The organism is Sneathiella sp. (assembly GCF_029233945.1).
Lineage (GTDB): Bacteria > Pseudomonadota > Alphaproteobacteria > Sneathiellales > Sneathiellaceae > Sneathiella.
On record NZ_JARGOQ010000023.1, the window covers coordinates 22,573 to 47,027 of the forward strand.

28 protein-coding genes are annotated in these 24,455 nt (G+C 59.3%); 16 read left to right on the forward strand and 12 right to left on the reverse strand.

Annotated elements, in window-relative coordinates; genetic code table 11:
- The first annotated feature begins 14 nt into the window (after positions 1–14).
- Positions 15–344 carry a ferredoxin family 2Fe-2S iron-sulfur cluster binding protein gene (locus P1U71_RS09360; protein ID WP_301105325.1) on the forward strand — a complete coding sequence of 110 codons (330 nt, stop codon included), beginning with the start codon at positions 15–17 and terminating at the stop codon, positions 342–344.
- Positions 344–1,012 carry a thiaminase II gene (gene tenA / locus P1U71_RS09365; RefSeq protein ID WP_301105326.1) on the forward strand — a complete coding sequence of 223 codons (669 nt, stop codon included), beginning with the start codon at positions 344–346 and terminating at the stop codon, positions 1,010–1,012. The genes P1U71_RS09360 and tenA overlap by 1 nt, the downstream gene beginning before the upstream one ends.
- Before the next feature lie 11 nt (positions 1,013–1,023).
- Here the strand turns inward: tenA and P1U71_RS09370 are convergent, their stop codons facing one another.
- From P1U71_RS09370 to paaX, 3 genes are read right to left on the reverse strand one after another with little or no spacing between them, the layout of a single operon-like run.
- Positions 1,024–1,827 carry a phosphodiesterase gene (locus P1U71_RS09370; RefSeq protein WP_301105327.1) on the reverse strand — a complete coding sequence of 268 codons (804 nt, stop codon included), beginning with the start codon at positions 1,825–1,827 and terminating at the stop codon, positions 1,024–1,026.
- A gap of 3 nt (positions 1,828–1,830) precedes the next feature.
- Complete coding sequence (locus P1U71_RS09375; protein WP_301105328.1) at positions 1,831–3,165, reverse strand: FAD-dependent oxidoreductase; 1,335 nt, start codon at positions 3,163–3,165, stop codon at positions 1,831–1,833.
- A 30-nt stretch (positions 3,166–3,195) separates the two neighbouring features.
- Positions 3,196–4,131, reverse strand: a complete 936-nt coding sequence (paaX, locus tag P1U71_RS09380; protein WP_301105329.1) for a phenylacetic acid degradation operon negative regulatory protein PaaX — start codon at positions 4,129–4,131, stop codon at positions 3,196–3,198.
- Between the two features lie 152 nt (positions 4,132–4,283).
- On the opposite strand from paaX, the gene P1U71_RS09385 reads away from it, so the two are divergent.
- Positions 4,284–4,985 (forward strand): Crp/Fnr family transcriptional regulator, encoded by a 702-nt coding sequence (locus tag P1U71_RS09385; RefSeq protein WP_301105330.1) that lies wholly within the window; start codon positions 4,284–4,286, stop codon positions 4,983–4,985.
- A gap of 6 nt (positions 4,986–4,991) precedes the next feature.
- Here the strand turns inward: P1U71_RS09385 and modC are convergent, their stop codons facing one another.
- Genes modC through metC form a run of 4 tightly spaced genes read right to left on the reverse strand, consistent with a single transcriptional unit; the run spans position 4,992 to position 8,386 of the window.
- Positions 4,992–6,065 (reverse strand): molybdenum ABC transporter ATP-binding protein, encoded by a 1,074-nt coding sequence (gene modC, locus P1U71_RS09390; protein WP_301105331.1) that lies wholly within the window; start codon positions 6,063–6,065, stop codon positions 4,992–4,994.
- Positions 6,065–6,760, reverse strand: a complete 696-nt coding sequence (gene modB, locus P1U71_RS09395; RefSeq protein ID WP_301105332.1) for a molybdate ABC transporter permease subunit — start codon at positions 6,758–6,760, stop codon at positions 6,065–6,067. The genes modC and modB overlap by 1 nt, the downstream gene beginning before the upstream one ends.
- Entirely contained in the window at positions 6,757–7,158 is a 402-nt protein-coding gene (gene hisI / locus P1U71_RS09400; protein ID WP_301105333.1) for a phosphoribosyl-AMP cyclohydrolase, read from the reverse strand. Before hisI ends, modB begins: the two co-directional genes overlap by 4 nt.
- Positions 7,159–7,210: 52 nt before the next feature.
- The gene (metC, locus tag P1U71_RS09405; protein ID WP_301105334.1) at positions 7,211–8,386 is read right to left on the reverse strand and encodes a cystathionine beta-lyase; all 1,176 of its coding nucleotides are present in this window, start codon (positions 8,384–8,386) and stop codon (positions 7,211–7,213) included.
- A 313-nt stretch (positions 8,387–8,699) separates the two neighbouring features.
- Between metC and P1U71_RS09410 the strand changes: the two genes are divergently transcribed.
- The 4 genes from P1U71_RS09410 to P1U71_RS09425 all read left to right on the forward strand — a co-directional run bounded on the left by P1U71_RS09410 (position 8,700) and on the right by P1U71_RS09425 (position 12,910).
- Positions 8,700–9,716: an amino acid ABC transporter substrate-binding protein gene (locus P1U71_RS09410; protein WP_301105335.1), complete on the forward strand. Its 1,017-nt coding sequence runs from the start codon at positions 8,700–8,702 to the stop codon at positions 9,714–9,716.
- A 112-nt stretch (positions 9,717–9,828) separates the two neighbouring features.
- Positions 9,829–11,022: an amino acid ABC transporter permease gene (locus P1U71_RS09415; RefSeq protein WP_301105336.1), complete on the forward strand. Its 1,194-nt coding sequence runs from the start codon at positions 9,829–9,831 to the stop codon at positions 11,020–11,022.
- 1 nt (position 11,023) lies between these two features.
- Complete coding sequence (locus tag P1U71_RS09420) at positions 11,024–12,127, forward strand: amino acid ABC transporter permease (protein ID WP_301105337.1); 1,104 nt, start codon at positions 11,024–11,026, stop codon at positions 12,125–12,127.
- 27 nt (positions 12,128–12,154) lie between these two features.
- Positions 12,155–12,910, forward strand: coding sequence for an amino acid ABC transporter ATP-binding protein (locus P1U71_RS09425; RefSeq protein ID WP_367281161.1), 756 nt, complete (start codon positions 12,155–12,157; stop codon positions 12,908–12,910).
- Positions 12,911–12,977: 67 nt separating this feature from the next.
- On the opposite strand, the gene P1U71_RS09430 is transcribed toward P1U71_RS09425, so the two are convergent.
- The 5 genes from P1U71_RS09430 to P1U71_RS09450 form a co-directional block, all read right to left on the reverse strand.
- Positions 12,978–13,793 carry a hypothetical protein gene (locus P1U71_RS09430; protein ID WP_301105339.1) on the reverse strand — a complete coding sequence of 272 codons (816 nt, stop codon included), beginning with the start codon at positions 13,791–13,793 and terminating at the stop codon, positions 12,978–12,980.
- A gap of 94 nt (positions 13,794–13,887) precedes the next feature.
- A complete protein-coding gene (locus P1U71_RS09435; protein WP_301105340.1) occupies positions 13,888–14,445 on the reverse strand; it encodes a GNAT family N-acetyltransferase in 558 nt (185 codons plus the stop codon).
- 2 nt (positions 14,446–14,447) lie between these two features.
- Positions 14,448–15,305, reverse strand: coding sequence for a 3-mercaptopyruvate sulfurtransferase (gene sseA, locus P1U71_RS09440; RefSeq protein ID WP_301105341.1), 858 nt, complete (start codon positions 15,303–15,305; stop codon positions 14,448–14,450).
- A gap of 40 nt (positions 15,306–15,345) precedes the next feature.
- Positions 15,346–16,059 (reverse strand): alanyl-tRNA editing protein, encoded by a 714-nt coding sequence (locus P1U71_RS09445; RefSeq protein WP_301105342.1) that lies wholly within the window; start codon positions 16,057–16,059, stop codon positions 15,346–15,348.
- A 21-nt stretch (positions 16,060–16,080) separates the two neighbouring features.
- A complete protein-coding gene (locus P1U71_RS09450; RefSeq protein ID WP_301105343.1) occupies positions 16,081–17,091 on the reverse strand; it encodes a cysteine synthase A in 1,011 nt (336 codons plus the stop codon).
- Positions 17,092–17,519: 428 nt separating this feature from the next.
- On the opposite strand from P1U71_RS09450, the gene P1U71_RS09455 reads away from it, so the two are divergent.
- From P1U71_RS09455 to P1U71_RS09495, 9 genes are all read left to right on the forward strand, one after another.
- Complete coding sequence (locus P1U71_RS09455; protein ID WP_301105344.1) at positions 17,520–18,029, forward strand: hypothetical protein; 510 nt, start codon at positions 17,520–17,522, stop codon at positions 18,027–18,029.
- 282 nt (positions 18,030–18,311) lie between these two features.
- Positions 18,312–18,713 (forward strand): hypothetical protein, encoded by a 402-nt coding sequence (locus P1U71_RS09460; RefSeq protein WP_301105345.1) that lies wholly within the window; start codon positions 18,312–18,314, stop codon positions 18,711–18,713.
- Positions 18,706–20,046, forward strand: coding sequence for a phage terminase large subunit (terL, locus tag P1U71_RS09465; protein WP_301105347.1), 1,341 nt, complete (start codon positions 18,706–18,708; stop codon positions 20,044–20,046). The genes P1U71_RS09460 and terL overlap by 8 nt, the downstream gene beginning before the upstream one ends.
- Complete coding sequence (locus P1U71_RS09470) at positions 20,043–21,365, forward strand: DUF4055 domain-containing protein (protein WP_301105348.1); 1,323 nt, start codon at positions 20,043–20,045, stop codon at positions 21,363–21,365. The genes terL and P1U71_RS09470 overlap by 4 nt, the downstream gene beginning before the upstream one ends.
- A 64-nt stretch (positions 21,366–21,429) precedes the next feature.
- Positions 21,430–22,134 (forward strand): hypothetical protein, encoded by a 705-nt coding sequence (locus P1U71_RS09475; protein ID WP_301105349.1) that lies wholly within the window; start codon positions 21,430–21,432, stop codon positions 22,132–22,134.
- Between the two features lie 66 nt (positions 22,135–22,200).
- Positions 22,201–23,346 carry a P22 phage major capsid protein family protein gene (locus tag P1U71_RS09480; RefSeq protein WP_301105350.1) on the forward strand — a complete coding sequence of 382 codons (1,146 nt, stop codon included), beginning with the start codon at positions 22,201–22,203 and terminating at the stop codon, positions 23,344–23,346.
- Between the two features lie 68 nt (positions 23,347–23,414).
- Positions 23,415–23,885: a DnaT-like ssDNA-binding protein gene (locus tag P1U71_RS09485; protein WP_301105351.1), complete on the forward strand. Its 471-nt coding sequence runs from the start codon at positions 23,415–23,417 to the stop codon at positions 23,883–23,885.
- A gap of 3 nt (positions 23,886–23,888) precedes the next feature.
- Positions 23,889–24,248 carry a hypothetical protein gene (locus P1U71_RS09490; protein WP_301105352.1) on the forward strand — a complete coding sequence of 120 codons (360 nt, stop codon included), beginning with the start codon at positions 23,889–23,891 and terminating at the stop codon, positions 24,246–24,248.
- On the forward strand, positions 24,245–24,455 hold a 211-nt coding region (locus P1U71_RS09495), incomplete at its 3' end, for a phage tail terminator-like protein (RefSeq protein WP_301105353.1). The genes P1U71_RS09490 and P1U71_RS09495, both read left to right, overlap by 4 nt.

The window sequence follows — 24,455 nt, forward strand, 5'->3', positions numbered from 1 at the left end:
GAGTTCACGCCCGTATGCCGAAAATGACTTTTATCAAGCCCGATGGCACCCGTCAGGAAGTCGATGCGCCGCTTGGCCGGACAATTCTGGAAATTGCGCATCAGAATAACATCGATCTTGAAGGCGCCTGCGAGGGGAGCCTTGCCTGTTCGACCTGCCATATCATCGTCTCGGAGGAGGATTTCGAGCGGCTGCCCGACCCGACCGAGGATGAGGAAGACATGCTCGATCTCGCCTATGGCCTGACCCGCACCTCGCGCCTTGGCTGCCAGATTGAGATCACCGAGGAACTTGACGATCTCGTGGTGTCCTTACCCGGCGGATCGAACAATATGATGGTATAATGGCCGCGCCTCTTTTCGATCAGTTAAAGGCCGATAACGCCGACGCGTGGCAGGCCTATACCCATCATGACTTTGTTGTCGGCATGCAGAGCGGGGAACTCCCCAAGACGGCGTTTCAGCATTACCTGAAGCAGGATTATCTCTTCCTCATACAGTTTGCGCGGGCCTATGCGCTGGCGATCTACAAGGCCGATAACCTGACCGAGATGCGCTCGGCGCTGGCCGGGGTGAAGGCCATTCTTGAGATGGAGATGGACCTCCATGTGGGCTATTGCGCCGACTGGGGCATTGAGGCTGCGGAACTTGAAACGCTGGAGGAGGCGCCCGAGAATATCGCCTATACCCGCTTCGTGCTGGAACGCGGCATGGCGGGCGATCTGCTCGATCTGATGGTCGCGCTGGCCCCTTGCGCCATTGGCTATGGGGAGATCGGCGCGCGGCTCTCGAAATCGCGGGAGACAAAGATCGAGGGCAACCCCTATCTCACCTGGATCGAGATGTATGCGGGCGAGGAATATCAGGCGCTGGTCGCGGATATGACGGCGGAGATTGATACGCTCGCGGTCAAGCGCTTTACCAAGGCCCGCTTCCCCGACCTCTCCAAAACCTTCGGCGTGGCCACCCGGCTGGAAGCGGATTTCTGGCAGATGGGCCTGAGCGCGGGGTAGGCGATCGTTGCCTACATCTCGCCGTCGAAGGTCCAGGCGACGTCATAATCCTTCACATAGTCGCTATGGGTGACGAGGCCGCTCTCTTCCGTCCAGTAATGCAGGAGATATTCCGGCGGCTCGAACGTGGTGCCGAGGGCGTTATTTTCGCCCAGCAACAGCCGTACCTGATGGGAGGTGGAGGGGCATGTCTGCGCAACCGTGCCGCCGACCCGCGCCTGGATGGCCCGGTGCAGATGACCGCAGAGAATGCGCTCGATATGATCATGGCGGCTCACCACCTCGGCGAAATCCGCCATATCGAGCAGGCCCATCTCATCCATACTGGTAAGTCCGGTCTTGAACGGCGGGTGATGGAGCAGGATAACCACGGGCCGCGCCGTTTCGGCCTTTAGTTCCTGATCCAGCCAGCCCAGTTGCTCCGGGCCGAGGTGACCTTGCGGCTTGCCGTGGATATTGGTGTCGAGGCAGATGAGTTTGAGCGGCCAGCCCTCCACCGTGAAGTTGAGCTTGCCCTCTTTCGGCAGATAGTCATGCTCGGGGAACATCTCCCGCAGGAGCCCGCAGTCATCATGATTGCCGGGGAGGAGATAGACCGGCATCTCGAATTCCCGGATCACCTCGCGGAGGATGTCATATTCCTCCCGCAGGGCGGTATTCACCAGATCGCCGGTCAGGAACACGATATCGGGGCGGTTGGCGCTCGTATTGACATGCCGCGCGGCGTCGCGCAGTTTCGCGGTCGGATGATAGAGCTTGGCGAACTCGTCCTCCGGAACGGCGATATGGCAATCACTCAGCTGCGCGATCAGCATGGCCTATCCTTCTTCCTGTACGATAGAGAGCATATCACGGGTGCGGACAAATTTCTTCCGTGGAGAGGTGCCGCCGCCGCGCGCGACTTCGGCCTGATCGATTTTCTTCCAGTCATCGAAGGAGACGGCATGGATATTTTTCTCCCGGCACCAGGCGTCAAGCCCGGCAGGGCCCAGCTTCGCGGGATCGCCGCCGCCCTCGAAATCGGTGAGCATTTTCTCGACCACATTCTGGCTGTCGATACGGTTGGTGCCGATGGTGCCGGAGGGGCCGCGCTTCGCCCAGCCGACCACATAGAGCCCCTCGGCGACGTAGCCCTCGTCATTCTTGATGATGCCTTTTTCGACGGGCAGCCCTTCCAGTATCCCCATCTCATAGCCGATGCAGGAGACAAGCAGCTGGCAGTCGATTTCGTAGGTCTCCCCGGTGCCGACGGCCTTGCCATCGATGATCTTGTTACGTTCGAACCGGACGCCGCTGATCGCCTCATCTCCCAGAATTTCGACCGGGCTCGCCAGAAAATCAAGATGGATGGAGCGGCCTTCGATGCCGGGGCGGATCTGCTCAAAACTGCGGAGGAGGTCGAGATTGGTGTTGACGACTTTCTCCTCCTTTTTATCCTCGGAGGTGAATTCCTCGGGCAGGGCGGTCTTGTCCGTATAGGTCTTGGCGGAGGTCAGCTCGGCGAATTCGCCCAGCTCCTTGGAGGAGAATTGCGCATTCTCCGGCGCCCGCCGACCGACCACATGCACGCATTCAAGCGGGCTTCTGAATATTTCGCTGGCGGCATGTTCGGCCAGGTCGGAGGTGACCATTTCATCCTCCGTCCGCATCAGGATGCGCGCGACATCAAGGGCGACATTGCCGTTGCCGATGACGACCGCCGTCTCGATGTCGAGATTGGGCACCGCGTCGCGAAATTCCGGATGGCCGTTGTACCAATAGACAAAAGTCTGCGCGCCGAAGACGCCTTCCTTGTCCTCGCCGGGGATGCCGAGGTTGCGGTCCTTCGGCGTGCCGGTCGCGATCACCACCACGTCATAAAGCTCCCTCAGCTTATCGAGCGGGATGTCGGCGGAAAGGCCGACATTGCCGACGAAGCGGACATTGCCGTTTTCCATGATCTTGTCATAGGCGCGGGTGACATTCTTGGTGGTCTGGTGATCCGGGGCGACGCCGGCGCGCACCAGCCCGTAGGGCGTGGCCAGCTTGTCGATGATATCGATCTGGCTTTCGGGGTTTTTCTTGACGATGGCGCCCGCCGTGTACATACCCGCCGGACCGGAGCCGACGATACATATTGTTAGTTTCCCTGCAGACATTTTCCCCTGGCTCATTCTTGTTCTTGAACTGTTGTTTGTACGGAACTAGCGTCTCTTCAGTTCACCAAAGCGCCGGTAAAACTCCTCTGACGCTGGCGGCAGTCTTCCTGTTTCATTTTCAAGTATCGTCATCAGATATGTCTCTGCGTCCTCCCAGACCAGATTATAGATGGTGCGGAACAGGTCTCTCGCCTGGTTTCCGTTCCATCCCGGCGGCAGGAGTTCTGCCGGTAACATCGGGTCCCTGAGCAGCACCCGCCGGTAATCATGCACCAAGAGGCTGCGAATGATAAAACATTTTTTTTCATCGAGGCTTGCCGCCGGTTCCGTGAATTCGGCAAAGCCGCTGAAATGGCGGATGAAGCGGGCGTAGTCAGCTTCGAGGTCTTTGAGGGTCCAGCCCTTGGCCACGAGTATTTCCGGCGTATCGAAGGGGGTATTTCCGCTGCCGGTCGCCTTCAGGATGGTCACTTTCCCGGCGAGGTCGAGATCAGTGAGCAGGCTATCGACGCTCGCGGCGCTGGCCGTTGGATGGGCATATATCCCGCCGCCGAGATTGCCAAAACCGAGCCAGCCAAGCTCTGTCTCCAGCTTGCGGCGCTCTTTCTCGGCAAGGTCCCGCCGGAGCGCGAAGAGGAACAGCCAGTTGCCGTCCCAACGGATATCGCCCGCGGCATAGATGCGCGTGGTTGCCTCGGCGAAGCGATGCGCGCCGGTCTCCGTCAGGCGATAGAAGCTGCGCCGCCCGACCTGGTTGGAGGCGAGCAGCCCTTCCTTTTGCAGGCGGAAGACATTGGTGCGCACCGCCCGATCATTCAGGCCAAGCGGCGCCACGAGATTGATCAGGCTGCCGAGCCAGACGGTGCCGCCATGGGGCGCGACCGCATCGCCCCAGACGGTGACGAGCAGGGATTTCGCCTTGAGGTCCAGCCTTTGGAAGAGCGGCGCGATCAGTGGATCACTGGTCGGCGGCCTGCTCATGCGGCTCCCATGCGCCCGGGATGGAAATACCGGTTCTTGCTGCTGCGTGATTGCGCCAATTTACACCCTTAGCTTCTTGTTTTGATTTTCCAATTTATCCTTTATAGTCTGTTCCGATCCTAAGCGACAAGAGGGGCGACGGTCCAGCGGCCATGCAAAATCTTGACAAGATAGACCTGCTGAGCGGACTCACGGCTCAGGAGCGGGCGGACATTGCCGCCAAATGCGTCTGGCGAACCTATGGCGCGAATGAACAGATCCTGGAGCGGTCCACGGACAGCCGGGATATGTATTTCGTGGTGACGGGAAGTGTCAATATCGTCAATTACGGCGTCTCCGGGCGGGAGGTGACCTATGCCACCGTAGGGGAGGGGCAGTATTTCGGCGAGCTGTCGGCGATTGACGGGCGCGCGCGCTCGGCCAATGTGGTGGCGAGTTCGCGCTGCTTGCTGGCGAGCCTGAGCCCGGAGCTGTTCCGCGATCTGTTGATGCGCAACCCGAAAATCATGATGGCGGTGCTGCAGCGGCTCGCGCGGATTATCCGCATCAATGACGACCGTATCCTTGATCTATCGACATTGGGCGCGGTGCAACGGGTCTGTCAGGAACTCTTGCGCATGGCGGAGGCGGACCCGGTGACAGCGAATAGTTGGCTGATCTACCCGATGCCGACCCAGAGCGTGATCGCGAGCCGTGTTTCCACGACGCGGGAGACCGTGGCGCGCGTCCTCGGCCAGCTCGGCCATGAGGGGATGGTCCTCAAAAAAGGCAAGACGCTGTATTTGAAGGACAAGGGCGCGATCGAGGACTATATCAAGACCCTCGCCATGACGCCGAGTCAGGCCAGCCGATAATCGCCGCTACGACCGGCTGATCGTGACCGCTTTCACCAGCGCCCAGACGGGTGTGTCCTTGGTGAGTTTCATTTCCTCGAAGGATTTGCGGGTGATCCGCGCGGTGAGCGGGAAGCCCACATTGAGGAGCAGTTCCTCCATCCCTTGTGCGCCGCTGCAATGATCGACCAGGCGTCCCTCGAAGCGGTTGAGGATGGAGAGGGATTTCGGCTCCGTCTTGGCGAGGGCGACATCGCGCGCGCGGATACGCAGGCGGACTGCCGCGCCGATCTCTTTCGCGCTGCCCGTGATATAGAGCCTGCCGCCGCTTTCCGTCTCCAGGGTGAGCATATGATGGCCGGGCTCATAGGCGGCGACCCGCGCCTCAACCAACGTGCCCGCGTCATAGCCCCCGGCGTAGGGGACGAGATCAAGCCGGCTCAGGATATCCCCCACCGGACCGGCGGCTTTCATCTCCCCCTTGTCGAGCAGCAGAAGAGAATCGGCGAGGCGGGTAATCTCCTCAATCGAGTGGGAAATATAAAGCGTGGTGAGGTTGAATTCCGATTTCAGCTCCTCGATCAGAGGCAGGATTTCCGCTTTTCGTGCGTCATCGAGGCTGGAAAGCGGCTCGTCCATGATCAGGATTTTCGGATTGCTGAGCAGCGCCCGGCCGATGGCGACCCGCTGACGCTCCCCGCCCGACAGGGAGGCGGGCTTGCGATCGAGTAGCGTATTGAGGCCGAGGATATTGACCACCATGTCGAAGGAAACGGGGGTGGCTTTCCCGGCGCGCCGACCGCTGCCATAGGTGAGGTTGCTGCGCACGGAATAATGCGGGAACAGGCGATGCTCCTGAAAGACAAAGCCGATATGCCGCTTGTGCACCGGGACATTGATGTTTTTCGCGCTGCTGAACAGCGTCCGTCCGGCAATCTCGATATGGCCTTCATCGGGGGTGATCAGCCCGGCCAGCATCTGCGAGAGCAATGTCTTGCCCGCGCCGGAGGGGCCGAACAGGGCGGTCAGCCCGGCCTCGGCGTTGAATTCCGCGCTTAAATGGAACCGGCCGAGGGATTTCTTGAGGCGGATATCGGCCATCAGAAATTTCCTCCCAACCGGCGAATGGAACGCCGTGTCAGCCATTCGGAAAGGGCGATGGCGGCGAAGGCGAGCACGACCGAGATAATGACCAGCCGCCAGACCGCCGTTTCCGCGTTCGGCGTCTGCAACAGGGAATAGATGGCGAGCGGCAGGGTCTGCGTCTCCCCCGGGATATTGGCGACAAAGGTAATTGTCGCGCCAAACTCCCCAAGTGCACGGGCGAAGCCCAAGGTCATGCCCGCGAGAATACCGGGCAGGATGAGCGGCAGCGTGATCGTGAGGAACACCATGAACGGCGGGCGGCCGAGGGTGAGGGCCGCAACCTCCAGATTTTTATCCACCGCTTCGATCGCCTGACGGATGGCGCGGGTGATAAAGGGGAAGGCCATCACGGCGGTGGCCGCGACCACGCCCTTCCAGTTGAAGATGAGGGAAATGCCGAAATGTTCCAGCAGCCAGCCGCCGACCGGCCCGCGATTGCCAAGCAGGACCAGCAGGAAATAACCGACGACCACCGGCGGCAGCACGATCGGCAGATGCACCAGCACATTAAGCGCCGTCTTGCCGTAAAATTCCCGCCGCGCCAACAGCCACGCTATCAGCAGGGCAGGGAGCAATGAAATGCCGACGCACCAGAGCGCGACTTTCAGGGAAAGCAGGATCACGTCCAGCTCTGCCGGGGAGATACTCATGTCGTGGGGGTCTTATCCCCATAGATTTCCTCGGGGGAAATCTCCACCTCGCTGATAATCTCCGCCTTGCCGTCCCGCACGCTGGTGAAAAAGCAGTTATGGCGGCCCGTATGGCAGGCCACGCCGGTCTGATCGACCAGCAGGAGAAGCGTGTCGCCGTCGCAATCGATGCGAAAATCGATGAGCCGCTGCACATGGCCGGAGGTTTCGCCCTTGCGCCAGAGTTTTGCGCGCGAACGCGACCAGTAGCAGACCTGCCGCTTTTCGAGGGTTTCCTGAACCGCATCCCGGTTCATCCACGCCATCATCAGGACTTCGCCCGTATCATGCTGCTGCGCAATCGCAGGGACGAGGCCGTTCGCGTCAAAGGTAATTCTGTCCAGAATGTCGCTGTCCATGTGAAAACTTCACCTAAATTTATCGAATCGCTCACCGATTCGTCATATTTTACTATTTTGCCGCGTTTAGCCGATCAAACCCGCTCTTTAAATCTGCAATCAGGTCATCGACTGACTCCAGTCCGACATGAACCCGGATCAACTGATTTGTATTGTCCCATTTGGTGGCCGTCCGGACGCCCGTCGGGTCGGCGGGAAGGATCAGGCTTTCATATCCGCCCCAGGAGGAGCCCATGCCGAAAAGCTCCAGATGATCGAGAAAGGCCGCGAGGGCGTCGTTCGAAACCTCATGAAGCCGGAATGAGAACAGTCCGGAGGCACCCAGGAAGTCGCGCTTCCAAAGGGCATGGCCCGGATCATCCGGCAGGGCGGGATGGAACACTTCCACGACTTCCTTGCGGCCCTTCAGCCATTCGGCGATGGCGATGCCGTTTTCCATATGCTGTTTCAGGCGCACAGAGAGTGTGCGGATGCCGCGCTGCGCCAGATAGACATCGTCCGGGCCGGTCGTCTGCCCGAGCAGATTCGCCCCCTTCTGCAAGGTCGGCCAGCAATCCTGTGTCGTTGTGACAAGGCCGATCATCACATCGCTGTGACCGACGATATATTTCGTGCCCGCCTGAACCGAGACATCGACGCCATGCTCGAACGGTTTGAAGAACAGCGGAGAGGCCCAGGTATTGTCCATCACCACCAGGGCATCCCTTGAATGCGCTACGTCCGCGATGGCGGGGATATCCTGCATCTCGAAGGTGAGGGAGCCCGGCGCCTCGACATAGATAAGGCGCGTGTTGGGGCGCATCAGCTCGGCAATCCCGGCGCCGATTTTCGGATCGTAATAGGTCGTCTCCACCCCGAAACGTTTCAGATATCCCTCACAGAAAGAGCGGACAGGGCTGTAGACGGTATCGAGCATCAGGATATGATCCCCGGCTTCGACGAACGCGAGGATCGCATTGGCGCAAGCCGCCATGCCGGAGGGGAAAACCTGCGCGCGATAGCCGCCTTCCAGTTCCGCCACCGCATCCTCCAGCGACCAGGTTGTCGGCGTGCCAATGCGACCGTAAGAGACAATTCGTTCGCCCGCGGCGCGGGCGGCATGGGCCTCCTGTCGCGCCTTCAAGGTCGGAAAGAGAACGGTCGAGGCGTGATAGACCGGTACGTTTACAATGCCGAAATTGGACTCCGGGTCGCGTCCGGCGGTAACAATTTTTGTTTCGTCTTTCATGGGAAGGATCAGCCTGCTGATTTATTTTTGCGATTGCTATTTGCATATAGGATGGGCGATCAAGTTAAAAGTGCAAATTTTTTCGGCAATGACGCAGCGTAAAGTATTTTTTTTCGCACTTGCAGCAAATTTTTACATTGACGCATGATACAAAAATATTATCGTCAAAGACTTAGGAGATCATGATAACACAGATTGTGATCTTCAGATGTAATTCACTCAAGTGCTCAGGATAAGGGTGCGGTACTTAATGGAAGTATGTGATTTACCAGAAAGAATATTGAGACTTATCAATGGACAGGAAGGTCATTTCATGAAAAAAGCGAGTTTTATTGCTGTCGCTACAGCAGCTACTTTTATGGCGACGGCGGCAACCGCAGCGACTTTGGATGATGTGAAAGCCAAAGGCTTCATTCAATGTGGCGTCACAACCGGTCTCGCGGGTTTTGCCGCGCCAAACAATGATGGTAAATGGGAAGGCTTCGACGTGGACTTCTGCCGCGCGATGTCTGCCGCCATCTTCGGGGATCCGGAAAAAGTCAAATACACACCGACAACCGCAAAAGAGCGTTTTACCGCCCTGCAGTCCGGTGAAATCGACGTGCTGGCCCGGAACACGACCTGGACCTTCAGCCGCGACGTTAACCTCGGCTTCGAATTTGTCGGTGTTAACTACTATGACGGTCAGGGCTTCATGGTCAAAAAGGCTCTCGGCGTGAAATCCGCGCTTGAGCTTGATGGTGCCCGGGTTTGTGTGCAGTCCGGTACAACGACCGAACTGAACCTCGCCGACTATTTCACCGCCAATGGCATGAAATACGACTCAGTCGTTTTCGACACGGCAGACGAAGTTCGCGAAGCGTATCTGAAAGATACCTGCGACGTTTACACGACGGACCAGTCCGGCCTCTATGCACAGCGTTCGGTGATTGCCGATCCTGAAGCGCATATCGTTCTGCCGGAAGTGATCTCGAAAGAGCCGCTCGGCCCGCTCGTTCGTCACGGCGACAACCAGTGGGGTGATATTGCCCGCTGGACGTTGAATGCCATGGTTGAAGCGGAAGAGCTGAACATTTCCTCTGCGAATGTTGACACGTTGAAGGCGGATACCAAGAACCCGAGTATCCAGCGTATCCTCGGCACCTCCGGTGATCTCGGGCAGCAGCTCGGCCTCAGCAACGAATGGGCCTATAACATTATCAAGAATGTCGGCAACTATGGCGAAAGCTTTGCCCGCAACCTTGGTGAAGGAACCGCCCTCAACATTGCCCGCGGTCTGAACGCACAGTGGAACAAGGGGGGCATTCTTTACGCACCGCCACTGCGCTAAGGGTAGTTGATTATGTGAAATGAAAGGAGCGCATGACCTGTTTCGACCGGACATGCGCTCCTTTCGTCTTTCGGCAGCCGTAATCTTAACAATCCCTGGGGAGGTGTAGTTTATGACGGCAGAAGCAGCAGATCTTGAAGTTGCCAAGATCAACAAGTTTCGCGACCCAAGAATTCGGGCGATCTTCTATCAGATTCTCGTTATTGTCCTCATCGTCGGCTTCGTTGCCTATGTTGGACATAATACCGCTGTAAATCTGGAAAAGCGCGGCATTGCGTCCGGGTTTAATTTCCTGAGCCAGCCTGCGGGCTTCGGTATCGGCATCGTCCTTTTGATGGACTTCGACAGCCAGACATCAACCCATCTTGATGTTCTTCTTATCGGTATTATCAATACCCTTGCTGTATCGATCTCCGGCATTTTCCTCGCGACGATCATCGGTTTTATCTTCGGTGTCCTGCGGCTGTCCAAGAACTGGGTCGTCAACAAGATCGCCGCCGTCTATATCGAGGTGATCCGCAATATTCCGCTGCTGGTGCAGCTGATGTTCTGGTATTTCGCGGTTCTGTCCGTGCTGCCGCTTGTCGGCGACAGTATGTCAATCGGCAACAATTTCTTTGTCAACAACCGCGGGGTTAACTTCCCGGCCATGATTCCGTCAACCGGGTTCTGGCTCATTCCCGTGGCGTTGCTGGTGGCCATTGTGGCCTCCGTCCTCGTGCGGAACTGGGCCCATAAACGGCAGGATTTGACCGGGCAGATATTCCCTGTGTTCTGGGTGTGCCTCGGCCTGATCATCGTCCTGCCGGTGATCGCCTCGCTGATCATGGGCAACCCGTTCACCATGAGCTATCCGGAATTCGGCCGGTTCAGCATCACGGGGGGCTGGTCGCTGGAGCCGGAATTCCTGGCGCTCCTGCTGGGGCTGTCGATCTATACCGGCGCCTTTATCGCGGAAATCGTCCGCTCGGGCATCAACGCGGTGAGCCATGGCCAGACGGAGGCCGCCCATTCGCTGGGCATCCGTCCGGGGCTGACGACGCGGCTGGTGATCCTGCCGCAGGCGCTCCGGGTGATTGTCCCGCCGCTGACGAGCCAGTATCTGAACCTGACGAAAAACTCTTCCCTCGCCACGGCCATCGGCTATGCGGACATTACGGCGCTTTTCGCCGGAACCTCGCTCAACCAGACGGGTCAGGCGATTGAGTGCATTATGATCACGATGTTGTTCTACCTGTCCATAAGCCTCCTGATTTCGATGTTTATGAACTGGTACAATAAACGCATTGCATTGGTGGAGAGATAAGATGGCTATAGTCAAAACAGAACGCCACGAAGATCTGCCGCCTCCGGTCAGCCAGACCGGTGTGATCGGCTGGATGCGGGAGAATTTATTCTCCAGCCCGCTGAACGCGCTTCTGACGGTGGTGTCGATTTATGTAATCTGGGGGGCATTGAGTTCGATCATTTCCTACGCCTTCATCAATGCCAATTTCGTCGGAGAAACCCGGGAGGATTGCACGGGCACGGGGGCCTGCTGGGTCTTTATCAAGGCCCGCTTTGGCCAGATCATGTACGGCTTTTACCCGGTTGAGGAACGCTGGCGGGTCGATGTCGGGTATATCCTCGCGGCGATTGGCCTGTTCCTGGTTTTGTCCGATTTCGTGAAGAACAAGAAATGGCCGGCGATCTATACCTTTGTTGTCGTACCGATTGTCTGTTACTTCCTGTTTTACGGCGGTTCTTTCGGCCTGGAAGTCGTGGAAACCTCCCAGTGGGGCGGATTGTTCCTGACCCTGGTGCTGGCGTCGGTGTCGATCTTTGTCGCCCTGCCGCTCGGCATTGTCCTTGCGCTCGGCCGGCGATCGACCATGCCGATTGTGCGCATGCTCTGCGTCGGTTTTATCGAGTTTGTGCGCGGAGTGCCGCTGATTACGGTGCTGTTCATGGCCTCGGTCATGCTGCCGTTGTTCCTGCCGGAGGGCATGAACTTCGACAAGCTTATCCGGGCGCTCGTCGGCATGTCGCTCTTCTCCGCGGCCTATATGGCGGAGGTGGTGCGCGGCGGCTTGCAGGCGATCCCCAAAGGCCAGACAGAGGCGGCAAGTTCGCTCGGTCTCGGATACTGGAAGGCGATGGGACTGATCGTGTTGCCACAGGCGCTGAAGATTTCCATTCCGTCCATCGTCAACACCTTCATCGGCCTGTTCAAGGACACGACGCTGGTGTTGATTATTGGACTGCTGGACTTGCTCAGCATCGTCAAGGCAGGAACCACTGATAAGGAATGGGTCGGGATGGCGACCGAAGGCTATGTCTTCGTTGCGGCTGTCTTCTGGGTCTTCTGCTTCAGTATGTCACGTTATAGCATCTGGTTGGAGAACAAGCTCCATACCGGTCACAAAAGATAGGAGGGCGGAAAGATGAGTGAAGCTGCCATGACCCAGACTGATATCGATGTCGCGATCCAGCTGATCGGGATGCATAAATGGTATGGGGAATTCCATGTCCTGAAAGACATCAACCTGACGGTGGAGCGGGGAGAAAAAATCGTTGTCTGCGGACCGTCCGGTTCCGGCAAGTCAACGATGATTCGCTGTATCAACCGGCTGGAGGAGCATCAGCAGGGCCAGATCATCGTCGACGGGATCGAGCTGACCAATGATGTGAAGAAGATCGACGAGATCCGCCGCGAGGTGGGGATGGTCTTCCAGCATTTCAACCTGTTCCCGCATCTGACGGTTCTGGAAAACTGCACGCTGGCGCCGATCTGGGTCCGCAAGACCCCGAAGGCGGAGGCCGAGGCAACGGCGATGAAGTTCCTTGAGAGGGTGAAAATCCCCGAGCAGGCGATGAAATATCCGGGGCAGCTTTCCGGCGGCCAGCAGCAGCGCGTGGCGATTGCCCGCTCGCTCTGCATGAACCCGCGCATCATGCTGTTCGATGAGCCGACATCGGCGCTCGACCCGGAAATGATCTCGGAGGTGCTGGACACCATGATCAGCCTCGCCGAGGAGGGGATGACGATGATCTGCGTGACCCATGAAATGGGCTTCGCCAAGACCGTCGCCGACCGGGTGCTGTTCATGGACGCCGGGGAAATTATCGAGCAGGCCCCGCCGCAGGAATTCTTCGAAAACCCGCAAAGCGAACGGACCCAGCTGTTCCTCAGTCAGATCCTCCACAACGGCTGATAAGCCCTTTAAACAAAAGAAAAATCCCGGTGAGAAATCCCCGGGCTTTTTTCTATGGGAAGGGCGTCTAGCTCCCCGCGTTGAGCGATTTCCAGTATTTTGTATTGAGCTTGCCGATCATCCGGTCGTGCCAGCTGCCCAAACAGCCCCGAAAGCTGAGGCTGCCGGCGATGGTGCGGTCGTAGCATTCCTTGACGACGGCGCCCGCGTTATCTTTTGCGCCGCTCGCAAAGCCGGAGCTCTCGGTAATTTCCTGATGGGTCGCGCGGACGGTGGCGCGTTCCGCATCGCTGGCGCGGCCGCGCCAGGGCAGGCGGTTGATCGCCTGGCTGATCAGTTCCGCCGCGTCGCGCTTGTTGCTATCCAGATCGACGAGCTGCGTCGCTGCCGCCCGAAGCGGTCCGGTGGCGAGCAGGATATCCTCCTCCGTCTGTGGCTTTACATCCCCCGCGACGGGCAGCGGCACGAGGGAGAGGTTTTCCGGCACGGAGATGCTCACCTCCAGCGGGCCGTATTTGGTCAGCTGGCTTTCGCGAAAGGCGAGGCGGACCGCGTTATGGCCGCGCGTCGCGGTAATCTCAAGCGGCAGATGGGCGAGGGAGATTTCCTGTCCGGCGGCGTTGCGGCCTTTAAGGTCGAAGAATTTCTCGCCATGCACATAATAGCCCGCCCCGATATTGGGGGAGGCGCGATGCTCCTGCAAACAGATGGTGGTCAGCTCAACGGTGCATTCGCCCGCGTCGCAAATCACTGGGAGTTTCAGGTCCGTTGCGGCGACGGCGAGGATCTGCGGCGCGGCAAGCGCGGGCAGGGCGGCCATGGCTCCGGCAAGTGACGCCGCGGTAAAAAGGGGAAAGCGTAGTTTTTTGTTCAAGGGCGCCATTGGAAAACCTCCGCGCATGTCAAACCAGCATATATATCAGGATAAACTGATACGGCGCGCCGGTCAACGCATCTGCGCGGTCACGTCTTCGCGATCAGAGGTCTTCGATGGGGTCGATCTCTATCTCGCGGCGGCGGACGGGCTCAAACCCGGTGCGCTGATACATGGGCAGGGCCTTCGGATGGTCGAGCGTGCAGGTATTGACGGTGACTTTTTCCGGTTCCTTCACCCAGGCCTCCTCCAGCGCCCAGTTCAGGAACCAGGGGCCGAGCTTCATTCCGATAAAGTCCGGCATGATGCCGAAATAGGCGACATCGACAGCCGCCGGCAGGTCGGCGGCATTCAGCTCGACAAAGCCCGCAGGCACCCCCCGGATATAGAGCACATAGACTTCGGTTGTTTCCGCCTGCAGGATTTCTTCAAGCTCCGCATCGGAAACAAGGCGGCGATCAATCCAGCCCCAGTCGCGCCCGACCGTATCATAGAGATAGCGATAGAAAGAGACCGTCGGCTTCTCCGCGCGGATGATCGCATGGGGGATGGCGGGCGGCAGCGGCGGGGCGGTATGCTGGCGCTCCGTCATTTCCAGGAAGGTGATGGTCACAGGCCATTTGCCCGTGTGGGTCGGGGTCGGGGGTCGTTTAAGGGGCATGCCTACTTTCCGGTATCGACGGGTAACTCCTCATCGAGAGCCCATTCGGTCCAGGATCCGTCAAAGACGGCGACGCGATGGTGACCCAGAAGATGCAGGCCGAACGCCAGGACGCAAGCGGTAATTCCCGATCCACAGGATGTAATCACCGGTTTCTTTAAGTCAATACCGGCACCCTCGAAAGATGCAGAAAGTTCGGCGGCCGGACGGAAGGTCCTGTCCTCGTCATGGAGCAGCTGCGTGTAGGGCAGGTTTTTCGAGCCTGGAATATGGCCGCTGCGCAACCCCTCGCGCGGTTCCGGTTCCGTCCCGTCGAACCGCCCGGCGGAGCGGGCATCGAGGACCTGCTCGCGGCTCTGGCCGATATTGCGGGCGACCTGCTCCTTCTCGCGCAGCATGAAGCTGTTGATGCGGGAGGTGAAATGCCGCTCGGCGGGCTTGACCGGCATGTCATCGACGGGGCGTCCCTCCGCCTTCCATTTGGGCAGGCCCCCGTCGAGAATGGCGACATCCTGATGACCGAACAGGCGGAGCAGCCACCAGGCGCGGGCGGCGCTGACCATGCCGAGAGTGTCATAAACGACGATCCGGTTGCCATCCCCAAGGCCGAGTTTGCGCATTCGGCTTGAAAATTTTTCCGGGCTTGGCACCATATGGGGGAGCGGGTTGTCGGTGTCGGAAATCTCGTCAATATCGAAGAAGATGGCGCCGGGGATATGTTCCGCGTCATATTCCGCCCGCGGATCGCGGTTGGTGGCCGGCATATGCCAGGAGGCATCGACGATGCGCACATCGGGGGCGTCGGCATGCTTCGCCAGCCATTCAGTGGAGACAAGAGAGGATGAATTTACATAGGACATATTTCTATTTTCACATTTCTTTTGTGGCTATAGTGTGATTTTATTCCGCAAATACTAACGATACCCGCCGGTTTTGCCGACCCTTCTTTTCAATTTTTCTGACCCGGACCGCGCCGATTTCCGACGTGTTGCGGACATGGGTCCCGCCGCAGGGCTGCAAATCCACCCCATCGACCTTGATCAGGCGGATGCGCCCGGCGCCGCGCGGCGGCTGTACGGACATGGTTTTGACAAGCTCGGGCTTGGCGTCGAGCTCTTCTTCGGAAATCCAGTCGCTGGTCAGCGCGTGGTTCTCATTGATGATCCGGTTGAGTTCCGTCGTGATTTCGTCCTTGTCCAGCGTGGCTTCGGGCAGATCGAAATCGAGCCGCCCCTTGCCGTCGGAGACCTGTCCGCCGGTCACCGGATAGGGCAGCACGGCGGACAGAAGATGCAGGCAGCTATGCATGCGCATGAGGCGATGGCGGACGTCCCAGTCAATCTCGGCGGTGACACCTGCGCCAACATCGGGGCGGGGGCTTCCCTCGGCGGGGACATGGACAATCTCGTCCGGGGTCTCCCCCTTGACGGTTGTCGCGATTTCAATCGTCGTCCCGTCCGCGAGGATCAGGCGACCGGAATCGCCGGGCTGTCCGCCGCCGGTGGGATAGAAGTTGGTCTGGTCGAGAATTATGCCGCCCCGCTCATTGACGCCGGTCACCACCGCCGACGTTCGGGTGAGGTAAGCGTCGTCGCGAAAGAGGGGTAACGTCATGGCAGGCTCCGGCTCGGGTTGTCAGCTTTTGCCGGTAAGCCAGGGGGCGACCGGCAGGTTCTTTTCTTTCAGCATATCAATGTCCATCAATTTGCTAAAGTATTTTTGCGCGGTATCGCAGAGAACGGTGACAATCGTGTGACCGGGGCCCATTTCCTTCGCCATGCGGATGGCACCGGCGACATTGATGCCGGTGGAAAGGCCCATCTGCAACCCTTCATGGATGTTAAGGTCATAGAGCACGTCGAGCGCCTCGACATCGTCGATCTGGAACGGCATGTCGATATCGAGACCCTCCAGATTGGCGGTGATGCGGCCCTGACCGATGCCTTCGGTGATCGAGCTGCCCTCGGATTTCATTTCGCCATTCTTGTAGTAGTTATAGAGCGCCGCGCCCATGGGATCGGCGAGGCCGATCTTGACGCCGGGGTTTTTCGCCCGGAGCGCCGTCGCCACCCCGGCAAGCGTGCCGCCGCTGCCGACCGCGCAGATAAAGCCGTCGATTTTGCCGTCTGTCTGATCCCAGATTTCCGGGCCCGTGGTGTCGATATGCCCCTGGCGGTTGGCGACATTGTCGAACTGGTTGGCCCAGATGGCGCCGCCGGGATGGGTTTTCGCCAGCTCTTCCGCCAGCCGGCCGGAGTATTTGATATAATTATCCGGGTCCTTGTAGGGCTTCGCCGGGACGAGACGCAGATCCGCACCGCAGTATCTGAGCAGGGCTTTTTTCTCGTCGGTCTGGGTTTCGGGCATGACGATGACGGTCTTGTAGCCCTTGGCGTTGGCCACGAGCGCGAGGCCGATCCCCGTGTTTCCCGCCGTCCCCTCGACGATCAGCCCGCCGGGTTTCAGCAGGCCCTTCGCCTCGGCGTCTTTCACAATGGCGAGCGCCGCGCGGTCCTTCACCGATCCGCCGGGATTGAGGAATTCAGCCTTGCCGTAGATGTCACAGCCTGTTGCCTCCGAGGCGGCGGTCAGGCGGATAAGCGGCGTATTGCCGATGCTGTCGATAAAGTCTTTGCGGATTTCCATGAGGTGCTCTGTAGTTCTTTGTTATTACCATTGTATTACTGTTAATCTGGCAATTTACCTTGGAAGCGTCAAGCGTTGTCGGGGAAATAAATTCCGGACCCTTTGCCGGGCGGGATTTGCACCCTGCCGACGCAGTTTGAATTCTAACTATTGACGAAATAAATAGAATGTTTTACACTATAAATAGAATTAATATTATGACAAAGCCGCATTTGTAATTATTATGATATGTGAGTTCGTACTGTTTCTTCATTTTTTCCCAACCAACCATACCATTCTTTTTACGCGCGGCGCGTCGGTCTCCGAAGCATATATTTGCGCATTTGCATTTCCGACTACTTCCACGGCACCACAGGAACGGCAGAATGCCCTCCGTGGCTGGATTACGAGTAACGCAACAAATCAGCATTATATGATGGAGAGGAACAATGACATCCAAACAGACTGATGTTCGCACGGTGCAGGAAACTCCTTTGGTGCCGCAATCGACGGATCACAACGTCATGCCGGCCCCCGGTGACAGGAGGGCAAGAATACGACCCCGGCCCTGTGCCAATCCTTCGGGCAGACTTAGAAAGACAGAGAACAAGGCGCGGGAACCACGCCTGTTTTCCATGCTGACGGACGATCAGATCCGGGTCGCGGAACTGATCGCGCGGGGCTTTCATTTGCGCACGGCGGGCCTCGGCATGCGAACGCAGACCTATTGCTGGCAACCGCCGGGCACCGGCAATACGGAGGACTGGTTGTTCGATGTGATGCGCCGCTTTACGCGCTGGGCAGTGGCGGTGCAGGAGGCGGGGCTATCTCTCGCCGCTGTGCTTGATGTGATTGTTTTCGGGCAGAGTTGCCGGGCTGTGGACCGGGCGCGGCGCAAGCGAAACGGATATGCGCGCGCGCAAATTCTGGACGCCCTGGAACTCTACGGGAAAATCTAAAAACACTTACTGATAGAAAATACTTGACTGTACGGGAACATTACTTTATTCTAATTGCCATAGTCGGAAAATGGGTCCATGGAAATGAAAGTATTTCTGTGGGCCTTTCTTTTTGTAAATTTTCCAACAAAAACAACAGATAAATTCATGAATCCGGGATATAAATCCTGAGAGGAGGAAATCTTTTCTGGCTGAAACGCCTCAATGGCGAATTTGATCCGGGTGTAAAAACACCTAATGATAGAAATACATCGTATTTATCAAAAATTTGAGGCTTCTGGAATGACGACCATCGATCTGCTGAAATCGGCCCTTCATAACAAAATCTGGCGCCGCAATGCCGCCCTGCCACTGCTGGAGGATATCAAGCAGGCGGGGCGGATCAACGATATCGTCGCGCTGCTGGGATCGGTCTTCCAGAAGAAGGAGGAGGAGACCATCCGCCGCTTCGTCGCCGATGTGTTTGCCGGGGAAATTCTCGAAATCGCCGATGGCGCCAATGACAACGGAGAGGAAGCGGAGCCAAAGGAGGACATCGCCCGCTCCAAGCTGCGGATCGATACGCGCAAATGGCTGATGGCGCATTTCGCGCCCGCGCAATATGGCGACGGCGCGGCCAATGACAAGGGCAAGCGCAGCTTCCTGCCGCCGCGTCTGTATTTGCCGGAAAATGGCCGTGATTAAACCCCAACCGGGCCCGCAGGAAATGTTCCTTGGCACCGCTGCCGATATCGCCATCTATGGCGGCGCGGCGGGCGGCGGCAAGAGCTTTGCCCTGCTGATGGAGCCGCTCCGTCATGTGGTGCAGGGGGAATTCAAGGCCGTCATCTTCCGCCGCACCTCGAAGCAGGTGAAGAATGAGGGCGGGCTCTGGGATGCGTCCGCCGCGCTTTACGGCACCCTCGGCGGGCAGGCGAAGGAGAGCGAGCTTGCCTGGAAATTCCCGAGCGGGGCGTCGATCAGCTTTGGCCATCTGGAGCATGAGAAGAACAAATATGACTGGCAGGGATCGGAACTTGCCTTCATCGGCTTTGACGAGCTGACCCATTTCACCGAGAGCCAGTTCTTCTATCTGTTGAGCCGTAACCGCTCCACCGGGCGGGCGCGGCCCTATGTGCGGGGAACCTGCAACCCCGATGCGGACAGCTGGGTCGCCGATTTTATCCGCTGGTGGCTCGACCCGGAGACGGGCTATCCGATTCCGGCGCGGTCGGGCCAGCTCCGCTGGTTCGTCCGCAGCGAGGACAATCTCGTCTGGGGCGATGACAAGGCAGCGTTGGAGGCGGCACATCCGGGACAAGTCGCGAAGTCGGTGACCTTTATCGCCGCCTCGATCGAGGATAACCGGGTGCTGATGGAGCGGGATCCGGGCTATCGCGCCAATCTCGCCGCGCTTTCCACGGTGGATCGCGAACGGCTGTTGAAGGGCAACTGGAAAATCCGCCCCGCCGCGGGCGCCTATTTTCGCCGGAGCTGGTTTCCGGTTGTCACGGCCGCGCCGCTGGAGGCGCGACGGGTGCGCGGCTGGGATCTGGCGGCGAGCCAAAAAGAAGCCGGGGTCTCGCCCGACTGGACCGTTGGGGCGCGGCTTGCCCGGGACACGGGCGGGGTCTTCTATGTCGAGCATGTGGAGCGGTTGCAGGGCACGCCGAACGAGGTCGATCGCACCATCTATAATCTCGCGGGCAGTGACGGGCGGGAGACGGAGATTGCGCTGCCGCAGGATCCGGGGCAGGCGGGCAAGGCGCAAAAACTGGCGCTCGTCCGGCTGCTGGCGGGCTTCCGGGTGAAAAGCCAGCCGGTGACGGGCAGCAAGATCGTCCGGGCCATGCCTTTTTCGTCGCAGGCCGAGGCGGGGAATGTCAAGCTGGTCGAGGGGCCGTGGAACGCGGCATTTCTCACTGAGCTGGAGAATTTCCCCACCGGCCGCCATGACGATCAGGTCGATGCGGTGTGCGAGGCGTTTAATGCGCTCACCCAAGTTTCACAGAAATCACAACGGGATATGTACTCATGATCGATCCTTCCACTTCCTCCCAGCTGTATGATGCGATGGCGACGCGCTGGGCGCTGCCCAAAGCGCTGATGGGCGGGACGCTGGCCATGCGGGCGGCGGGCACGCGCTATCTGCCGCGCCACCCGGCGGAAAACAGCGCCATCTATACGGAGCGGGCGAGCCGCTCGGTGCTGCGCAATCATTTCCGCCGCACGGTAACAAAGCTTGTGGGCCGCATCTTTGCGGAACCCTTGATTATATCCGAGGATATGCCGGGCGAACTGGTGGCAATTTTGCGCAATATCGATCTTGTGGGGCGGGGCCTGAATGTCTTCGCCCGCGACTGGTTCGAGGATGCGATGGTTTCCGGCCTGTCCCATGTGCTGGTGGATTTCCCGGCGGCGGCGGGCGGTCAGTCCCTGGCCGAGGAACGCGAGCGCGGCGCGCGGCCCTATGCGGTGCATATCCGCGCCGATCAGCTGATTGCGGCGCAATGGGACAGCCGGGGCGGCGACAAGGTGTTGACCCAGATCCGCATCCGCGAGAAAGCGCTCCGCTATCACGGGTTTGAGGAGCGGGAGGAAGAGCAGATCCGGGTGATCGAGCCCGACCGCTGGCGTCTCTACCGGCAGGATAAAAAAGGCGTCTGGCAGGAGGTGGAGGCGGGGGAGAATACCCTCGGCCGCATCCCGCTCGTCACCCTGTACACCGCGCGGACGGGCTTTTTGCAAGCCGAGCCGCCGCTTGAGGATTTGGCCTTCCTCAATCTGGAGCATTACCAGATCAGATCGGATCAGCGCAACGCCCTCAATGTCGCGTCCTTCCCGATTTTGGCGGCGAGCGGTTATAATCCGGAGATCGACGGCCCGATCGAGGTCGGCCCCAACAAGGTGCTGACCACCAGCGAGAGCGAGGGCAAATATTACTATGTGGAAAGCTCCGGCGCGGCGCTGGAGGCGGGCGCGCGGGAGTTGGAGGCATTGGAGAAAGCCATGCTCTTGTTCGGCCTGCAATTTGAAACGCCAAAAGAGAGGGAGACGGCAACGGGTCGGGCGCTGGATGCCGCCGATGCGCTCTCTCCGCTATCCGCCATGGCGATGAATCTGGAGGATAGCCTCAACGCCATGCTGTCGCTGTTTGCGGGCTGGCTGGAAATGCCGCTCACCGGCAGTATCGGCGTCAGCACCAAATCGGGCGCGGCGCAAAATAGCGCGCGCGATCTTGATTTCCTTCTGGAGGCGCGGCGCCTCGGCGATGTGAGCGGGGAGGAGCTGATCCGCGAAGCGAAGGCGCGCGGGCTTCTCTCCGACAGTCTCAAGGTGAACGCCGCCGCAAAATAACTGTTTCGAAATTTTATGTCATCCATCAGGGCCCCGTTTCGGGGCTTTTTTATTGAGGTTTTCCATGTTTGATTTTCCCAATGACGTGACCGATCTAAACGCGGTGCCGGAGCCGTATCGCGGGCTCTACCAACCGGGGGAGGAGGGTTTCACGCTCAATCCCGTGCTTGCCGAGAAGCTGGATGTGTCCGGCCTGCTCTCGGCGCTGGAGAAGGAGCGCGGCAATGCGCAAGCCTTTGAAAAAGAGCTGAAAGCCTGGCAGGCGCTCGGTCCCGATCCCGAGACCGCCTGGGCCGACAGGCAGAAGGCGCTTACCGCGGAATTTACCGAACAGTTTGACACGCTCCTGACCGCGAAAGACGCTGAGATTGCCCGCCTTAAAGAGCTGAACGCCGACTTCCTGATCACGACCCGCGCGACGGAGGCCCTGTTCAAGGCGGGGGGCAGTGTCGAATTGCTGATGCCGCATATCCGCGCGGCCGTCACCTTGATTGAGGAAGAGGGCGCACCGGTCTTGCGAATAATGGATACCGATGGCTCCTTCCGGGAGACGGCGGAAGGGGTGGCCATGACGGTGGAAGATCTGGTGGCGGAGATGCGGAGCTCCCCCGTTTTTGCCCGCGCCTTCAACCCGACCGGCAGCAAGGGGAGCGGCATGGACCCGAGCGGGGTTCCCGTCAATCTCGCCACCATCAATGGACAGAACCAATGGGCGCTGAATGCCCGGATCGAGGATATCGCCGCCGGGAAGGTGTCGGTCTCCCTGTAAAGTCCCAAGTCCGCGCGAGGCGGCAAAGGCCCGGGATGGGCTTCTTCGAACTCATAACCCCTCATTTTGGAGACTACGAAAATGGCAAATGATATCTCGGCCGCCATGCCGAAAATTCTGGCGCGTGGCCTGATGGCCCTGCGCGAGCAGACCGTGATGCCCCGCCTTGTCAATGGTGATTTCAGCGCCGACGCGGCGCAGAAGGGCGACACCATCGATGTGATCCTGCCCTCGGATCTCACGGCGGATGACGTGACGCCGGGCACCACCCCACCAACGCCCACCAGCTCGACCCTGGAGAAAGTGCAGATCGAGCTTTCCAACTGGAAGAAGGCCGATTTCTATCTCACCGATAAGGAGATGATGGAGGTCGAGGCACGCGAAAACTTCATGCCCGTGCAGGCGAGTGCCGCCATCCGCGCGCTGGCGAATGCCGTCAACCAGTCGATCCATGCCAAATATACCGGCATTTTCGGCCTCGTCGGCACGGCGGGCGTGACGCCTTTTGCGAGCGATGCCAGTTCCGCGACGGCGGCGCGCAAGCTTCTGATGGAGCAGAAGGCGCCCAAGGAATTCCGCTATGGCGTGCTCGATTTCGATGCGGAATCGAACGCGCTCGATCTCGCGGCCTTTGCCGATGCGGACCGGGCAGGCAGCAGCTCCGCCAAGATCGAAGGCGAGATCGGTCGCAAATACGGCATCGACTGGTACAGCGATGATCATGTCGCCACCCATGTCACCGGGGCGGAAGGCACCCCGCTGGTGGACGGCGGATCGCAGACGGGCTCGACGCTCATCGCCGACGGTTTCACCACCAAGCCGTCCGTCGGTGATATCTTCACCATCGACGGCGATACCCAGCAATATGCGGTGCTGGCGGCGACGGAGCTCTCGAGTACGGAATCGACCCTCACCATCTCCCCGGCGATTACCTCCGCCCCTGCGGATAACGCGGCAATGACCTTCGTCGATGATCATGTGGTCAATCTGGTGTTCAACCGTGACGCCTTCGCCTTCGCCAACCGGCCGCTGGCCCACAGTACGCAGGACATGGGGCTCGGCAGCCAGATCCTGTCGATGACCGATCCGGCGACGGGCATCTCGCTGCGCCTGGAAGTCTCGCGCCAGTACAAGCAGGTGGTCTGGGAGTTCGACATCCTCTGGGGTGTCGCGCTGGTCCGCCCGGAACTGGCGGTCCGTCTCGCTGGCTGACCGGACCGGGGAGCGGTGCGAACTGTCGCCGCTCCCCTTTTTCTAAACGCATTAGCAGGAACACATCCATGACCTTGATAACCGAAACCGGCAGCGGCGTGGCGGGCGCGACGACATATGTCTCGCTGGCTGAGGCGGACAGCCATTTCACCGCGCTCGCCAATGACGACTGGACCAGCGCCCCGGAAGGACAGCGCGAACAGGCGCTGATCCGGGCGGCCCTGCATATCGACAGCTATCTCTATCCCGGGATGGTGCTGGACTGGGATCAGGGCCTCAAATGGCCGAGGAGCAGTGCCTATGACCGGGACGGGCGGGCCATGACGGGGATCCCCCACGCGCTTCGGACCGCCGCGTTGGAGCTTGCCGATATTTTCCTGCGTGACCCGGCGGGCCTTGATGAACGGCGCATTGCGCGCCAGAAGATCGGCCCGATTGAGGTGTCTTACGAGGAGGGAAAGAAGCGCATGAGCTTTATCTTCCGCCTGCTGCAACAGATCGGCGCGCGCGTCGCCGACAGCCAGATGATCCGGGGGTGAGCCATGCGCAATGACACAATCCGGCAGATGGTGCGCGATCTCTTCGATACCATCGGCGAGGTGGCACTGAGCGCCACGCTCCGCCAGAAGACACAAGGCGATTATGAGCCCGGCAGCGGGGCGGCGGAGACGACGAGCGATACCTCGATCCGGCTGGTTCGGACGGAAAAAAGCCTGAGCGAGGCCCACAACGCCACCGGCACGCCGATTAACCCGTCGCTGCATCACGCGCTGATCGAATGCGAGGATGTAACGCCGAAGGCTGACGATGACCTGATCATCGGCGCGGAAACATTCACCCTGTTGCAGGCGGTCGCGGTCGATACCGGCGCAGGCATTCTCTATGAGGTGAGCTACCAATGAGCTATCGCAAAATTCAGGCGGCGCTGGACGCGCGGCTTCAGGCCTATCAATCCGACGATGTGGCCTTTCCGGGCGCACCCTATCACCCCGCCCATGGCAAGAGCTATCTGGAGGTCGCCTTCCTGCCCGCCCCGGCGGAGGGGATATTTTTAGGATCCGGCGCGGTCGAGCTGCATACCGGCGCGTACCGCATCACCGTCCATGACG

Bases quoted from the DNA above. Each gene is read 5' to 3' on its own strand.
- P1U71_RS09360 (WP_301105325.1), top strand. From the start codon at position 15: ATGCCGAAAATGACTTTTATCAAGCCCGATGGCACCCGTCAGGAAGTC.
- tenA (WP_301105326.1), top strand. From the start codon at position 344: ATGGCCGCGCCTCTTTTCGATCAGTTAAAGGCCGATAACGCCGACGCG.
- P1U71_RS09370 (WP_301105327.1), bottom strand. From the start codon at position 1,827: ATGCTGATCGCGCAGCTGAGTGATTGCCATATCGCCGTTCCGGAGGAC.
- P1U71_RS09375 (WP_301105328.1), bottom strand. From the start codon at position 3,165: ATGAGCCAGGGGAAAATGTCTGCAGGGAAACTAACAATATGTATCGTC.
- paaX (WP_301105329.1), bottom strand. From the start codon at position 4,131: ATGAGCAGGCCGCCGACCAGTGATCCACTGATCGCGCCGCTCTTCCAA.
- P1U71_RS09385 (WP_301105330.1), top strand. From the start codon at position 4,284: ATGCAAAATCTTGACAAGATAGACCTGCTGAGCGGACTCACGGCTCAG.
- modC (WP_301105331.1), bottom strand. From the start codon at position 6,065: ATGGCCGATATCCGCCTCAAGAAATCCCTCGGCCGGTTCCATTTAAGC.
- modB (WP_301105332.1), bottom strand. From the start codon at position 6,760: ATGAGTATCTCCCCGGCAGAGCTGGACGTGATCCTGCTTTCCCTGAAA.
- hisI (WP_301105333.1), bottom strand. From the start codon at position 7,158: ATGGACAGCGACATTCTGGACAGAATTACCTTTGACGCGAACGGCCTC.
- metC (WP_301105334.1), bottom strand. From the start codon at position 8,386: ATGAAAGACGAAACAAAAATTGTTACCGCCGGACGCGACCCGGAGTCC.
- P1U71_RS09410 (WP_301105335.1), top strand. From the start codon at position 8,700: ATGAAAAAAGCGAGTTTTATTGCTGTCGCTACAGCAGCTACTTTTATG.
- P1U71_RS09415 (WP_301105336.1), top strand. From the start codon at position 9,829: ATGACGGCAGAAGCAGCAGATCTTGAAGTTGCCAAGATCAACAAGTTT.
- P1U71_RS09420 (WP_301105337.1), top strand. From the start codon at position 11,024: ATGGCTATAGTCAAAACAGAACGCCACGAAGATCTGCCGCCTCCGGTC.
- P1U71_RS09425 (WP_367281161.1), top strand. From the start codon at position 12,155: ATGACCCAGACTGATATCGATGTCGCGATCCAGCTGATCGGGATGCAT.
- P1U71_RS09430 (WP_301105339.1), bottom strand. From the start codon at position 13,793: ATGGCGCCCTTGAACAAAAAACTACGCTTTCCCCTTTTTACCGCGGCG.
- P1U71_RS09435 (WP_301105340.1), bottom strand. From the start codon at position 14,445: ATGCCCCTTAAACGACCCCCGACCCCGACCCACACGGGCAAATGGCCT.
- sseA (WP_301105341.1), bottom strand. From the start codon at position 15,305: ATGTCCTATGTAAATTCATCCTCTCTTGTCTCCACTGAATGGCTGGCG.
- P1U71_RS09445 (WP_301105342.1), bottom strand. From the start codon at position 16,059: ATGACGTTACCCCTCTTTCGCGACGACGCTTACCTCACCCGAACGTCG.
- P1U71_RS09450 (WP_301105343.1), bottom strand. From the start codon at position 17,091: ATGGAAATCCGCAAAGACTTTATCGACAGCATCGGCAATACGCCGCTT.
- P1U71_RS09455 (WP_301105344.1), top strand. From the start codon at position 17,520: ATGACATCCAAACAGACTGATGTTCGCACGGTGCAGGAAACTCCTTTG.
- P1U71_RS09460 (WP_301105345.1), top strand. From the start codon at position 18,312: ATGACGACCATCGATCTGCTGAAATCGGCCCTTCATAACAAAATCTGG.
- P1U71_RS09470 (WP_301105348.1), top strand. From the start codon at position 20,043: ATGATCGATCCTTCCACTTCCTCCCAGCTGTATGATGCGATGGCGACG.
- P1U71_RS09475 (WP_301105349.1), top strand. From the start codon at position 21,430: ATGTTTGATTTTCCCAATGACGTGACCGATCTAAACGCGGTGCCGGAG.
- P1U71_RS09485 (WP_301105351.1), top strand. From the start codon at position 23,415: ATGACCTTGATAACCGAAACCGGCAGCGGCGTGGCGGGCGCGACGACA.
- P1U71_RS09490 (WP_301105352.1), top strand. From the start codon at position 23,889: ATGCGCAATGACACAATCCGGCAGATGGTGCGCGATCTCTTCGATACC.